Genomic DNA, 12,342 nt, shown 5'->3' with positions numbered 1-12,342 from the left:
CATATTGTCAGATCTGGGCGATGCCGCCGTCGACGAACAATTCAATCCCGTTGATGAAGCTGCTGTCGTCGGAGGCCAGGAAGGTCACGGCTTTGGCCACTTCCGATGGTTGGCCCAGGCGGCCGATTGGTACCAGCGAGGCCAGGTGGTTGAGCAGGCCGCTTTGCTGTTCCTGCGGCACCAGTCCTGCCAGGCCAGGCGTGTGCACCGGGCCTGGGCTGATGGCGTTGACGCGGATGTTGCGTGGTTTCAGATCCAGCAGCCAGTTGCGTGCGAAGTTGCGCACGGCCGCTTTGCTGGCGCTGTAGACGCTGAAGTTTTCCGTACCCTGCACCGAGGTGGTCGACGCGGTCAGGATCACCGAGCTGCCATCCTTCAACAGGCGCAGCGCTTTCTGCACGGTGAACAGCGTGCCTTTGACGTTGCTGTCGAAGATGCCGTCGAAATGCGCTTCGGTCACGTCTTGCAGCGCCATCATGTCGCCGCCGCCGGCGTTGGCAAACAGCACGTCCAAATGGCCCGAGCGTTGTTCGATTTCGTTAAAGATCCGGTCCAGGTCATCCAGCTTGGCGACGTCGCCCCGAATGCCGTAGGCGGTGGCGCCGCCTTCACGCAACTTGGCGACCGCCGTTTCCAGTTCCGCCTGACGACGGCCGGTGATGTACACCACCGCGCCTTGCGCCGCGAAGTCCTGCGCCGATGCCAGTCCGATGCCGGTGGTGCCGCCGGTAACCAGTGCTACTTTGCCTGCCAGTTTGCTTGCGTTGCTCATGATGGAACTCCTCGTAATGTGTGGTTGATGAGTGCCACTTTACGCGCCGCAAACTTTTGAATAAAGTAGTGGAAATCGAAAAGATTATTTCCAAAGGTGAATAATGGACCAATTGCAGTCGATCCGCGCGTTCGCCCGGGTGGTGGAGGCGGGCAGCTTCACCAAGGCGGCCGACACGCTGGGCATGCCCAATGCCAGCCTGACCAAGGCCATCCAACAACTGGAAGCGCATTTGCGCGTCAAGCTGCTGTTGCGCACCACGCGCCGGGTGTCGGTCACGCCGGAGGGCGCGCAGTATTACGAGCAAACCCAGCGCTTGCTGAAGGAATTGGAGGATGTGGACGCCAGTTTCAGCGCCGCGCAGTCGCGCCCGCGCGGCCATCTGCGCATCGACATGGGCAGTTCGACTGCCAACCTGGTGGTGCTGCCGGCCTTGCCGGATTTTCTGGCGCGCTATCCCGATATCCGCGTCGATCTTGGCGTGTCGGACAAGCACGTGAACCTGATCGGCGATAACGTCGACTGCGTGATACGCGGCGGCGAGTTGACGGATTTGTCGCTGGTCGGCCGCCAGATCGGCAGCGCGTCCTGGGTGACGTGCGCCACGCCGGACTATCTGCGTGCGCACGGCACGCCCAAGCATCCGTCTGAACTGGAGCAGGGCCATGTGCTGGCGCATTACCTATCCACCCGCGCTGGCCGCGCCATGCCGCTGAATTTTGAGCGGCGTGGCGAGAAGCTGTCCCTATACGGCACGCGCATCGTGGGCGTCAATGAAAGCAACGCCCACGTGGCCGCCGGCCTGGCCGGGCTGGGCGTGATACAGACCTTCACCTACGCGGCCGCGCCGCACCTGGCCAGCGGCGCGCTGGTGCCGATTCTTGAGAAATGGCAGCCGGCGCGCTATCCGTTTTATGTCGTGTTCCCATCCAACCGCTACGTCAGCAACCGGCTGCGCGTGTTCATCGACTGGGCCGCCGAGCTGTTTTCGGGCCTGAGTTAGCGCCGGTTTTTTAAGCCTTATTCCATTAGGTCTTTGAGTCGAGGGGCATCGGGTTTGAGCACTTCGCGGCAATCGCCATCATAGAAACAAATCGACGCGCAATTCATGGAGGTCCAATTCGACCGCATGTTGTGCCAACGGCCCCAAGCAATCGCATGCTTGGGGCTGGCTGTGCTTAGAAACCTGGCGGCGGAACTTCCGGGATTTGGTTGTGCAGGCTGGCATTGATCACATTCCAACCGCGTATTACGGCGATAGCGTAGCTCAGTTCGGCGATTTCGTTGTCGGTAAAGTGTTCTTTCAGCTCGCCGAAATCGGCGTCGCTGGGTTGCTTGTGCGGCAGGGCGTTGACGGCTTCGGCCCAGTTCAGTGCGGCACGTTCCCGTGCGCTGAAGAACGATTCCGGCGCCTCGCGCCAGCCGGGCAGGGCGTTCAGGTGGCGCGGTTCGGCGCCTTGCTTGATCAGGTCGCGCCAGTGCATGTCGATGCACACGCCGCAGCCGTTGATCTGCGACACGCGCAGGTTGATCAGTTCCACTAGCCGCGCGCCCAGCGAGCTTTTCTTGACGGAGCCGGACAGCGCGATCATGGCCTGCAGGTTGGCCGGCGCAAGTTGGAAGAAGGGGATGCGAGCTTGAGTCATGATAGTGCCTCTCAGTGTCAGCGGAGAACACACCATTGCGCCCTCCATACCTGTAAGACGGGCCGCTCGCAGCGCTTGTGACAGCTTTTAGAAAATAGTTTGCGGCACCCCGGCCAGCTTGTCCGGATTGCGGACGATGAACACCGCCGCGATGCGCCCGTCCTCGATCACAAACGCCTGCGCCGATTCCAGCTTGCCGTCGACGTAGCGCACCAGCCCCGGCCCGCCGTTGACGCGCGCCTGGCGATACACCACTTGCTGCGGATACTGGTGCTCCAGCGACCAGAACGACCCCGCCACCCGCCCAGCGCCATGCAGCACGTGCAGGTAGGAGTTGACCTTGCCGCCGCCATCGGCCACCAGCTGCACATCGTCGGCCAGCATGGTCTTCATGGCCGCGCGGTCGCCCACCTGTGCGGCGGCGATGAAGCGGCCCAACAGCGCATGATGCTGCTCCTGCGGCACCGAAAAGCGCGGCGCCTGCTGCTGCACGCGCTCCTGCGCCCGATGCACCATCTGCCGGCAGGCGGCTTCGCTCTTGCCCAGCAGGTCGGCGATATCGGCGTAATCGTGCTCGAACACTTGCCGCATCAGGAAAGCCGCGCGCTCTTCCGGCGACAGTCGCTCCAGCACCCACATCAAGGCCATCGACACTTCACTGGCCAGTTCCGCATGGCTCTCCGGCGTGCGCTCGTCCAGTTCGACGATGGGCTCGGGCAGCCACCAGCCCACATACGACTCGCGTTCCGCCATGCGCGCGCGCAGGCGGTCGATGGCCAGCCGGGTGGTGGTGGTCACCAGCCAGGCTTCCGGCGACTGCACGGCCGCCTGATCACTGCCATGCCAGCGCAGCCACGCATCCTGCACCACATCCTCGGCATCGGCGCGGATGCCCAGCATGCGGTAGGCAATGGCAAACAGGCGCGGTCGCAGCGCGTTAAAAGTGGAGGTTTCGCTCATCATGCATCCTAGACGCGCCAGCCGCGCGGTTTGTGACAAGGATAGCTTATCCGGAATGCGTATTTGTATTTTTGGAATCATTCGTGGCCGCCGGCGCGGTTTCCCGCTACCGTTTTATGCACCATTGACCAAGGAGACAACATGAAACTGGAAACCATCGCCGTCCACGGCGGCTACAGCCCGGACCCGACCACGCGCGCCGTGGCGGTGCCGATTTACCAGACCGTGGCCTACGCCTTCGACGACACCCAGCACGGCGCCGACCTGTTCGACCTGAAAGTGCAGGGCAATATCTACACCCGCATCATGAACCCGACCCAGAACGTGCTGGAGGAGCGGGTGGCGGCGCTGGAGGGCGGCATCGGCGCGCTGGCGCTGGCCTCGGGGCAGGCGGCCATCACCTACGCCATCCAGACCATCGCCGAAGCCGGCGACAACATCGTGTCCGCCGCCACGCTGTACGGCGGCACCTACAACCTGTTCGCCCACACGCTGCCGCAGTTCGGCATCAGCACCCGCTTTGCCGATGCGCGCGACCCGGCATCGTTTGCCAGCCTGATCGACGAGCGCACCAAAGCCGTGTTCATCGAATCGATCGGCAACCCGCTCGGCAACATCACCGACATTGAAGCGATTGCCGCCGTGGCCCATGCCCACGGTGTGCCGCTGGTCGTCGACAACACGGTGGCCACGCCCTACCTGCTGCGTCCGATCGAGCACGGCGCCGACATCGTGGTGCACTCGCTGACCAAATACCTGGGCGGCCACGGCAACTCGATCGGCGGCGCGATTGTCGATTCCGGCAAATTCCCGTGGGCCCAGCACAAGCAGCGCTTCAAGCGCCTCAACGAGCCGGACGTGTCTTACCACGGTGTGGTCTACACCGACGCGCTGGGCCCGGCCGCCTACATCGGCCGCGCGCGCGTGGTGCCGCTGCGGAATACCGGCGCGGCGTTGTCGCCATTTAACGCCTTCCTGATCTTGCAGGGCATCGAAACGCTGGCGCTGCGCATGGAACGCATCGTCGAGAACACGCGCAAGGTGGCGCAGTTCCTCGGCCGGCACCCGAAGGTCAAGTGGGTCAATTACGCCGGGCTGGAAGACCATCGCGACCACGCACTGGCGCGCAAATACCTGGGCGGCCGTCCATCCGGCGTGCTGACGTTCGGTGTGCAGGGCGGGAAAGAGGGCGGGGCGCGCTTCCAGGATGCGCTCAAGCTGTTCACGCGGCTGGTCAATATCGGCGATGCCAAGTCGCTGGCCTGCCATCCTGCCTCCACCACGCACCGCCAGCTCAACGAGGAGGAACTGGCGAAGGCAGGCGTGACTGTGGATACGGTGCGGCTGTCGATTGGCATCGAGCACAGCGACGACTTGCTGGCCGACCTCGAACAGGCACTCGCGGCGGTTTAATCCTTGATACGCAGGCCACTGGTGTTGCATATCTGGTGGCCTGATGCACGGTTTTCACCACTTTGTAACATCGTATGTAAATACAACAGTCCCAGTTCCCATAAGGCTTCCTTGCTCATAGGGGCGACGTGTCTTTATCCAAAATGTGAATTTACATTGTCGGAATGATTCGTGTGCGCCGCAGCAAATTGGCCGTAGTCTGTAGTGACTACTTAATAACAATGAACGGGATGTGCTTTGGAAAAATTACTGACTTTCCCTGATCTAGGCAATATGGCTTTGTCCATCCGGGCCAAGGCCATGCTGTTCCATGATCCACGTTCGTGCGAATTGCTGCAGCAGGTTGAACGCATCGCGCGCAGCGATGCCACCACGCTGATCATCGGTGAAACCGGCACCGGCAAGGAGTTGATCGCACGCCATATCCACGCCCAGAGCGGCCGTCGCGGCCCGTTCGTGGCGGTCAACTGCGGCGCCTTCAGCGAGACGCTGATCGATGCCGAATTGTTCGGCCACGAAGCGGGCGCCTTCACCGGCGCCACGCAGGCGCGCTCCGGCTGGTTCGAGGCCGCCAACGAGGGCACGCTGTTCCTCGACGAGATCGGCGACCTGTCGATGGCCTTGCAGGTCAAGCTGCTGCGCGTGCTGCAGGAGCGCCAGGTGGTGCGCCTCGGCGCGCGCCAGCCGATTCCGCTCAATGTGCGGCTGGTGGCGGCCACCAACGTCGACCTGCACAAGGCGATTGTGGCGGACCGCTTCCGCTCCGACCTGTACTACCGGCTCGGCGTGGCCACCGTGCGCCTGCCACCGCTCAGTGAACGTAGCGGCGACATCCTGCCGCTGGCGCGCCATTTCATCGAGGTCTATAGCACCAAGCTGAAACTGCAAGACGTGACGCTGTCGCCGGACGCCAAGGTGGCGCTGCTGTCCTACGAATGGCCGGGGAATATCCGCGAGCTGGAAAACGTCATTCACTACGGGCTGATTGTCTGCCGCGATAACGTGATCCAGGCCGAGGACCTGAAGCTGACCGGCATTTCGCATCGCACGCAGCTGCATCATCCGCGCAAGCCGGCGCCGGGCGCCGCATCGCCTGAAACGGCCGACGCCTTCCAGCAGCAACTGGCGGCGCTGGTGAACAGCATGATCGAATCCGATCAGCCGGACCTGTTCGACCGCATCGAATCGGGCGTGGTGCGCACCGCGTTTGAAACCTGCAATCGCAATCAGGTGCAGACCGCGCGCGCGTTGGGCATCAGCCGCAACATCCTGCGCACGCACCTCAAGCGCTTTGGCTTGATCGGCTTCGATGGCGTGGCCGACCCGGTGCCGGGCGGCACACGACGCGACGAAGTATTGCAGCACTGATGGCGGCCCTGCAAGTACACCAGCTGGCGTGCGGACGCGGCGACCGCCAGCTGTTCAGCGACCTGAGTTTCGAACTGCAGGGCGGCGAAGCCTTGTGGCTCAAGGGCCGCAACGGCAGCGGCAAAACCAGTTTGCTGCGCGTGCTGTGCGGCCTGGGACGGCCGTTGCTGGGTGAGGTGCGCTGGAACGGCGCGCCGATCGAACGCCTGCGCGAGGACTACTACCGTCAGCTAATCTACTGCGGCCACGCCGCCGCCGTGAAGGACGATCTGCTGGCATGGGAAAACGTCGCCATGAGCAGCACGCTGTCCGGCGTCGCTTGCAGCCGTCAGCAGGCACTGGATGCATTGGATAGCGTAGGCCTGGGCGCGCAAGCCACGCGGCCGGCGCGCGCACTGTCGCAGGGCCAGCGCCGTCGTGTGGCGCTGGCGCGGCTGGCGGTCGAACCGTTGCCGCCCCTGCTGCTGCTGGATGAACCATTCGTCGCGCTGGACCAGCCGGCGGTGCAGACACTGTGCGCCACGCTGAACCGGCACCTGGCCGATGGCGGCATCCTGGTCTACACCACGCACCAGGCGCAGGCGCTGCAAGCGCGCCGCCTGGAGCAGTTTGACCTCGATCAGTTGGCCGCATGCTGAACGCGCTGCTGCATGTGATCCGCCGCGACCTGCTGCTGGCGTTCCGTCGCCGCACCGATGTGTTGGGAACCCTGGTGTTTTTCTGCATCGTGGGCGCGTTGTTCCCACTGGGCGTGGGGCCGGAGCCGGAACTGCTGCGTACCCTGGCGCCGGGCGCGTTGTGGGTGGCGGCGCTGTTGGCCAGCACGCTGGCGCTGCAACGCCTGTTCGGCGCCGATCACGCGGACGGCACGCTGGAACAACTGCTGCTGTCACCCGAGCCGCTGGCGCTGATCGTGGCCGGGAAGGTAATCGCGCACTGGCTGATCAGCGGCCTGCCGCTGGTGTTGCTGACGCCCTTGCTGGCGCTGCAATTCGGGCTGGACGCCGACGCCACTATCGCACTGGCACTGAGCCTGCTGGTCGGCACGCCGGCTCTGAGCCTGGTGGGCGCGATTGGCGCGGCGCTGACGCTGGATGTGCGCGGCGGCGGCGTGCTGGTGGCGCTGCTGGTGCTGCCGCTGTCGGCGCCGGTGCTGATCTTCGGCGCCGGCGCGGCGGTGGCCGAAACCGGCAGCTCGCTGGCCGACGCCAACCTGTTGCTGCTCTGTGGCCTGCTGGCCGCCGCTGCCGCGCTGGCGCCGTGGGCCACTGCCTCGGCGCTGCGCATCTCGCTGGAATGAACCTTGAAGGAAAAGCTTGTGTCTCAAATTGGAACCCTCATCGATGAACGCCGGCCGCGCGCCGCAAGCCTGCTGCGCTACGCCTCGCCGCAAGCCAGCCTGCCGCTGGTGGAGCGCCTGATCCCGTGGCTGCACGGCACGGCGGCGCTGCTGGCGCTGGCCGGCTTGTATATCGGCCTGCTGCTGGCGCCGACCGACTTCCAGCAGGGCGACGCCTACCGCATCATCTTCGTTCATGTGCCGGCGGCCTGGCTGTCGATGCTGATCTACGTGGCGATGGCTTTCTGGGCCGGCGTGGGGCTGGTGTTGAACACGCGCCTGTCGGCCATGCTGGCCAGCGCGCTGGCGCCCACCGGCGCCTTGTTCACCTTCCTCGCGCTGTGGACCGGCGCCCTGTGGGGCAAGCCGACGTGGGGCGCGTGGTGGGTGTGGGATGCGCGCCTGACCTCCGAATTGCTGCTGCTGTTCTTGTACATCGGCTTCATGGCCTTGCAGGCGGCCATCCCTGATCCACGCCGTGCCGACCGCGCTGGCGCCGTGATTGCGCTGGTCGGCGTGGTGAATGTGCCGGTGATTTACTTCTCGGTCCAGTGGTGGAACACGCTGCATCAAGGCGCATCGGTATCGCTGCGCAGCGCACCGTCGATGGCCACGCCGATGCTGGTGGGGATGCTGATCATGACGCTGGCGCTGTGGGCCTACGCCATTGGCGCGGTACTGCAACGGCTGCGCGCCATCGTGCTGGAGCGCGAGCGCCATGCGGCGTGGGTGCCGCGCCATCTGGGAGCGTCGAAATGATCTGGGACAGCTGGAACGATTTCATCGCAATGGGTGGCTACGGCCGCTACGTATGGGGCTCGCTGGCCGCAGTGGCGCTGGCGCTGGCGATCGAACAATGGACCCTGCGCGCACGCAACCGCGCAGCGGAGCAGCGGCCATGACGCGCCGCCAGCAACGCCTGCTCCTGCTGGCGACCGCATTGGCCGCGCTGGCGCTGGCCGCGTGGCTGGTGCTGTCGGCGTTCCGCAAGAACCTGGTGTTCTTCTACACGCCGACGCAAGTGCTGGCCGGCGAAGCGCCGCACAACCGCAGCTTCCGTCTGGGCGGCATGGTGGAAGCGGCAAGCCTGAAGCGCGACGCCGATGGTGTCGGCGTCAGCTTCGTGGTCACCGACACGGGACGCAGTCTGCCGGTGCATTATCGCGGCATCCTGCCGGACCTGTTCAGGGAAGGCAAGGGCGTGGTCGCGCAGGGCAAGCTGGATGCCGACCATCGCTTCGTCGCCGATGAAGTGCTGGCCAAGCACGATGAAAACTACATGCCGCCGGAAGCCGCCTACGCGCTGAAGAAAGGCCGCGAAAGTGTGAAGGTGGATCGATGATTCCTGAATTGGGCAATTTCGCGCTGATGATCGCACTGTGCCTGGCGCTGGTGCAGGGCAGCCTGCCGCTGCTGGGCGCCTGGCGCGGCAAGCCGCACTGGATCGCACTGGCGCGGCCGGCGGCGGTGGGGCAGTTCAGCTTCGTGGTATTTGCGTTCGGCTGCCTGCTGGCGGCGTTCGTCAACAACGATTTCTCGGTGGCCTATGTGGCGTCGAACTCCAACTCCATGCTGCCGCTGCACTACCGCGTGGCGGCGCTGTGGGGCGGGCATGAAGGCTCGCTGCTGTTGTGGGTATTGATCCTCGCCTGCTGGACTGCCGCCGTGGCGCGCTTCAGCCGCCAGTTGCCACCGCCGTTCGTAGCGCGCGTGCTGGGCGTGATGGCGTGGGTCAGCGTCGGCTTCCTGCTGTTCATGCTGTTCACATCCAATCCCTTCGACCGCCTGCTGCCGGCCGCGCGCGATGGCCGCGACCTCAATCCGCTGCTGCAGGACTTCGGCATGATTATCCATCCGCCGCTGCTCTACATGGGCTATGTCGGCTTTTCGGTGGCGTTCGCGTTTGCGATTGCGGCGCTGCTGGGCGGCGAACTGAATGCGGCGTGGGCGCGCTGGTCGCGTCCTTGGACGCTGGTGGCGTGGGCCTTCCTCACGCTGGGCATCTTCATGGGCAGTTTCTGGGCCTATTACGAATTGGGCTGGGGCGGATGGTGGTTCTGGGATGCGGTTGAAAATGCGTCCTTCATGCCCTGGCTGGTTGGCACGGCGCTGATTCACTCGCTGGCGGTGACGGAAAAGCGCGGCAGCTTCAAGAACTGGACCGTACTGCTGGCCATCGTGGCGTTCTCGCTGTCGCTGCTGGGGACTTTCCTGGTGCGCTCCGGCGTGCTGACGTCGGTGCATGCCTTTGCCACCGATCCGCGCCGTGGCCTGTTCATCCTGGTCTTCCTGGCGCTGGTGATCGGCGGTTCGCTGGCGCTGTATGCGTGGCGTGCGCCGACGGTGGGATTGGGTGAACGCTTTGCGCTGTTCTCGCGTGAATCTCTTCTGCTGTTGAATAACGTGCTGCTGCTGACGGCCGCCGCCACCATCCTGCTCGGCACCTTGTACCCGCTGTTCCTCGATGCGCTGGACCTCGGCAAGATATCGGTCGGTGCGCCGTATTTCGAATCGGTGTTCGTTCCGCTGCTGTTGCCGGTGCTGCTGTTGATGGCGGCGTCGCCGTTCGTCGCATGGCGGCGCGACGACTGGCGCGGCGTGGCGGCGCGCTTGGCGAAAATCGCGCAGGTCTCGCTGCTGTTTGGGCTGGCCTTGTGGCTGGGCTGGAAGTTTACGCCGGCAATGGCGGCAGGGTTGATGCTGGCGGCCTGGATTCTGCTGGGCTGCGCGCAGCATGTGCTGGAACGCCTGTCGTCGGTAGGCGAGGGCGTGACGCTGGCGCGCCATGTCGCCAAGCAGCCATTGAGTTACTGGGGCATGTTGGCGGCGCACGCCGGCGTGGCGGTGTTTGTGGTCGGCGTCGCGCTGGTCAAGGGCGGCGAAGTGTCGGAGGATGCCAGCCTGCAGGTGGGCGAAAGTGTGGTCAGCAACGGCTGGCGCTACAGCTTCACCAACCTGCAAAAGGTAGATGGCCCGAACTACGTGGCGGCACGCGCCACTTTCGAAGTACATGGTCCCGATGGCCGCGTGCTGCTCCTGCAGCCGGAGAAGCGCTACTACACCGTGCAGCAGATGCCGATGACGGAAGCAGCCATCGATCGCGGTTTTACGCGTGATGTCTACCTGTCGCTCGGCGAGCCAGGCAAGGATGGCGCGTGGCTGGTGCGCATGCAGCATAAGCCGTTCATGGGTTGGGTCTGGGGCGGCTGCCTGATTATCGCGGCCGGTGGGCTGCTGTCGGCATCCGACCGCCGCTACCGTTCTTATGTGAAGAGGAAGGAAGATGAAACGATACATACTGCCGCTGAGCGGCTTCGCGCTATTGCTGGTGTTGCTGGGCGTGGGCCTGCGGCTTAAGCCGCAGGAGATTCCGTCACCCCTGATCGGCAAGCGCGCGCCGGAGATCACACTGCCGCAGGTGGAGGACGGGAGTAGCGTGTTCCGTTCCAGCGATATGCGCGGCAAGGTGTGGGTGCTGAATGTGTGGGCGTCGTGGTGCGGTCCATGCCGCGCCGAGCATCCGGCTTTGCTGGCGTTGTCGAAGCTGGCGGTGGCGCCGGTGGTGGGCCTGAATTACAACGACCAGCGCGGCGACAGCCTGCAATGGCTGCGCGAGGTGGGCAATCCATACAGCGTTTCGGCGTTTGATGGCGATGGCAAGGCCGGCATCGAGTTTGGCGTGTATGGCGTGCCGGAGACCTTCGTCATCGACAAGCAGGGATTGATCCGCCTGAAGCTGACCGGGCCGGTGACGCAGGAAATCATCAACGACAAGCTGCTGCCTTTGATTCGCGAGCTTGATCATGGTTAGGCGCTGGGCTGCCATGCTGCTGTTTTGCTGGGGCATCGCCGCCAATGCGGCTACGGATACGGCGCTGCTGGAGCGGCGCGTCAATCACGTGGCGGAGCAGTTACGTTGCCTGGTGTGCCAGAACCAGAGCATCGCCGATTCGCATGCGCAACTGGCGGTGGACTTGAAGCGCGAGGCACGCTTGCAGTTGTCGCAGGGGCGTTCGGAGCAGGAAGTGATCGATTTCATGGTGCAGCGCTATGGCGACTTTGTGTTGTACCGGCCGCCGTTCAAGGCGATGACGATGGTGTTGTGGCTTGGGCCGTTTGTGGTGCTGGCCGCAGGTTGTACCGCCTTGCTGTACAACTTGCGCCGCCGTGAATTGCGCGAGGATGCGTTGGAGGAGGTTTGATGAGCGGTTTTATCGTTGCCGCCGGCGGCATGCTGGCCGGCGGTCTGGGATTTGTGGTGCCGCCGCTGTGGCGCAAACAGCGCGCGCTGGCGTCGGCGATAGCTGTATTGCTGCCGCTGGCGGCGGTGTCGCTGTATGTGGTGCTGGGGAATCCGAATGGCTTACGGCCGGTGCCGGAAGCGGTGGCCGAGGTTGGGCCGGCGCAGGTTGAGCAAATGGTGTCGCGCCTGGCCGCGCGGCTGGCGCAGCAGCCCGACGATGCTGCCGGCTGGCGCATGCTGGCCCGGTCGTATGAGACGCTGCGGCGCTTCGATCAGGCGGCCGACGCGTATCGGCACCTGTTGGCGCTGGAACCGGACAATCCGGATGTGATGGTCGATTATGCGGTGGTGCTGGGGATGACGGCGAACAGCAGTCTGGTTGGCGAGCCTGAGGCGCTGCTGGCGAAGGCCCTGGCGCTTAATCCGAATCACTTGCAGGCGCTGGCCTTGTCCGGCAGCGCGGCGCTGGAACGGGGCGATGTGGCGAATGCCGTCAAGCCGTGGAAGAAGATACTGGCGCTGGTGCCGGCCGATTCGGATATCGGCCGCTCCATCGCCGCCAGTATCGCCAAGGCGCAAGCTCGCTAAACCCCACCGCGCC

General features: G+C 64.4%; 15 protein-coding genes. 12 read left to right on the top strand and 3 right to left on the bottom strand.

Annotation, left to right across the window (positions count from 1 at the left end):
• Window positions 1-7: 7 nt before the first annotated feature.
• Window positions 8-772: an SDR family NAD(P)-dependent oxidoreductase gene (locus tag BMZ70_RS18825; protein WP_092278253.1), complete on the bottom strand. Its 765-nt coding sequence runs from the start codon at window positions 770-772 to the stop codon at window positions 8-10.
• A 103-nt stretch (window positions 773-875) separates the two neighbouring features.
• Between BMZ70_RS18825 and BMZ70_RS18820 the strand changes: the two genes are divergently transcribed.
• Window positions 876-1,775: a LysR family transcriptional regulator gene (locus BMZ70_RS18820; protein ID WP_092278251.1), complete on the top strand. Its 900-nt coding sequence runs from the start codon at window positions 876-878 to the stop codon at window positions 1,773-1,775.
• A 175-nt stretch (window positions 1,776-1,950) separates the two neighbouring features.
• Here the strand turns inward: BMZ70_RS18820 and BMZ70_RS18815 are convergent, their stop codons facing one another.
• The gene (locus tag BMZ70_RS18815; protein WP_175500807.1) at window positions 1,951-2,418 is read right to left on the bottom strand and encodes a carboxymuconolactone decarboxylase family protein; all 468 of its coding nucleotides are present in this window, start codon (window positions 2,416-2,418) and stop codon (window positions 1,951-1,953) included.
• Between the two features lie 87 nt (window positions 2,419-2,505).
• Window positions 2,506-3,378, bottom strand: coding sequence for an RNA polymerase sigma-70 factor (locus tag BMZ70_RS18810; RefSeq protein ID WP_092278249.1), 873 nt, complete (start codon window positions 3,376-3,378; stop codon window positions 2,506-2,508).
• A 141-nt stretch (window positions 3,379-3,519) separates the two neighbouring features.
• Between BMZ70_RS18810 and BMZ70_RS18805 the strand changes: the two genes are divergently transcribed.
• From BMZ70_RS18805 to BMZ70_RS18755, 11 genes are all read left to right on the top strand, one after another.
• Entirely contained in the window at window positions 3,520-4,791 is a 1,272-nt protein-coding gene (locus BMZ70_RS18805) for an O-acetylhomoserine aminocarboxypropyltransferase/cysteine synthase family protein (RefSeq protein ID WP_092278247.1), read from the top strand.
• A gap of 273 nt (window positions 4,792-5,064) precedes the next feature.
• Complete coding sequence (locus tag BMZ70_RS18800) at window positions 5,065-6,159, top strand: sigma-54 interaction domain-containing protein (RefSeq protein WP_092278245.1); 1,095 nt, start codon at window positions 5,065-5,067, stop codon at window positions 6,157-6,159.
• The gene (ccmA, locus tag BMZ70_RS18795; RefSeq protein ID WP_092278243.1) at window positions 6,159-6,797 is read left to right on the top strand and encodes a cytochrome c biogenesis heme-transporting ATPase CcmA; all 639 of its coding nucleotides are present in this window, start codon (window positions 6,159-6,161) and stop codon (window positions 6,795-6,797) included. Before BMZ70_RS18800 ends, ccmA begins: the two co-directional genes overlap by 1 nt.
• A complete protein-coding gene (ccmB, locus tag BMZ70_RS18790) occupies window positions 6,791-7,459 on the top strand; it encodes a heme exporter protein CcmB (protein WP_092278241.1) in 669 nt (222 codons plus the stop codon). Before ccmA ends, ccmB begins: the two co-directional genes overlap by 7 nt.
• 18 nt (window positions 7,460-7,477) lie before the next feature.
• Window positions 7,478-8,257 (top strand): heme ABC transporter permease CcmC, encoded by a 780-nt coding sequence (ccmC, locus tag BMZ70_RS18785; protein WP_373922523.1) that lies wholly within the window; start codon window positions 7,478-7,480, stop codon window positions 8,255-8,257.
• Complete coding sequence (gene ccmD / locus BMZ70_RS18780; protein ID WP_092278239.1) at window positions 8,254-8,400, top strand: heme exporter protein CcmD; 147 nt, start codon at window positions 8,254-8,256, stop codon at window positions 8,398-8,400. Before ccmC ends, ccmD begins: the two co-directional genes overlap by 4 nt.
• Window positions 8,397-8,840, top strand: coding sequence for a cytochrome c maturation protein CcmE (ccmE, locus tag BMZ70_RS18775; protein ID WP_092278237.1), 444 nt, complete (start codon window positions 8,397-8,399; stop codon window positions 8,838-8,840). Before ccmD ends, ccmE begins: the two co-directional genes overlap by 4 nt.
• Window positions 8,837-10,855 (top strand): heme lyase CcmF/NrfE family subunit, encoded by a 2,019-nt coding sequence (locus BMZ70_RS18770; protein WP_092278235.1) that lies wholly within the window; start codon window positions 8,837-8,839, stop codon window positions 10,853-10,855. Before ccmE ends, BMZ70_RS18770 begins: the two co-directional genes overlap by 4 nt.
• Entirely contained in the window at window positions 10,782-11,309 is a 528-nt protein-coding gene (locus BMZ70_RS18765; RefSeq protein WP_092278233.1) for a DsbE family thiol:disulfide interchange protein, read from the top strand. Before BMZ70_RS18770 ends, BMZ70_RS18765 begins: the two co-directional genes overlap by 74 nt.
• On the top strand, window positions 11,302-11,700 hold the full coding sequence (locus tag BMZ70_RS18760) for a cytochrome c-type biogenesis protein (protein WP_092278231.1): 399 nt from the start codon (window positions 11,302-11,304) through the stop codon (window positions 11,698-11,700). Before BMZ70_RS18765 ends, BMZ70_RS18760 begins: the two co-directional genes overlap by 8 nt.
• The gene (locus BMZ70_RS18755) at window positions 11,700-12,329 is read left to right on the top strand and encodes a tetratricopeptide repeat protein (RefSeq protein WP_092278229.1); all 630 of its coding nucleotides are present in this window, start codon (window positions 11,700-11,702) and stop codon (window positions 12,327-12,329) included. Before BMZ70_RS18760 ends, BMZ70_RS18755 begins: the two co-directional genes overlap by 1 nt.
• Window positions 12,330-12,342 lie beyond the last annotated feature (13 nt).

This window comes from Duganella sp. CF402 (assembly GCF_900109645.1).
GTDB lineage: Bacteria > Pseudomonadota > Gammaproteobacteria > Burkholderiales > Burkholderiaceae_D > Rugamonas.
This window is presented reverse-complemented; position numbering and strand designations above follow the sequence as displayed.

Excerpts from the sequence above, each read along its gene's own strand:
- BMZ70_RS18825 (WP_092278253.1), bottom strand. The coding sequence starts at position 772 with ATGAGCAACGCAAGCAAACTGGCAGGCAAAGTAGCACTGGTTACCGGC.
- BMZ70_RS18820 (WP_092278251.1), top strand. The coding sequence starts at position 876 with ATGGACCAATTGCAGTCGATCCGCGCGTTCGCCCGGGTGGTGGAGGCG.
- BMZ70_RS18815 (WP_175500807.1), bottom strand. The coding sequence starts at position 2,418 with ATGACTCAAGCTCGCATCCCCTTCTTCCAACTTGCGCCGGCCAACCTG.
- BMZ70_RS18810 (WP_092278249.1), bottom strand. The coding sequence starts at position 3,378 with ATGAGCGAAACCTCCACTTTTAACGCGCTGCGACCGCGCCTGTTTGCC.
- BMZ70_RS18805 (WP_092278247.1), top strand. The coding sequence starts at position 3,520 with ATGAAACTGGAAACCATCGCCGTCCACGGCGGCTACAGCCCGGACCCG.
- BMZ70_RS18800 (WP_092278245.1), top strand. The coding sequence starts at position 5,065 with ATGGCTTTGTCCATCCGGGCCAAGGCCATGCTGTTCCATGATCCACGT.
- ccmA (WP_092278243.1), top strand. The coding sequence starts at position 6,159 with ATGGCGGCCCTGCAAGTACACCAGCTGGCGTGCGGACGCGGCGACCGC.
- ccmB (WP_092278241.1), top strand. The coding sequence starts at position 6,791 with ATGCTGAACGCGCTGCTGCATGTGATCCGCCGCGACCTGCTGCTGGCG.
- ccmD (WP_092278239.1), top strand. The coding sequence starts at position 8,254 with ATGATCTGGGACAGCTGGAACGATTTCATCGCAATGGGTGGCTACGGC.
- ccmE (WP_092278237.1), top strand. The coding sequence starts at position 8,397 with ATGACGCGCCGCCAGCAACGCCTGCTCCTGCTGGCGACCGCATTGGCC.
- BMZ70_RS18770 (WP_092278235.1), top strand. The coding sequence starts at position 8,837 with ATGATTCCTGAATTGGGCAATTTCGCGCTGATGATCGCACTGTGCCTG.
- BMZ70_RS18765 (WP_092278233.1), top strand. The coding sequence starts at position 10,782 with ATGAAACGATACATACTGCCGCTGAGCGGCTTCGCGCTATTGCTGGTG.
- BMZ70_RS18760 (WP_092278231.1), top strand. The coding sequence starts at position 11,302 with ATGGTTAGGCGCTGGGCTGCCATGCTGCTGTTTTGCTGGGGCATCGCC.
- BMZ70_RS18755 (WP_092278229.1), top strand. The coding sequence starts at position 11,700 with ATGAGCGGTTTTATCGTTGCCGCCGGCGGCATGCTGGCCGGCGGTCTG.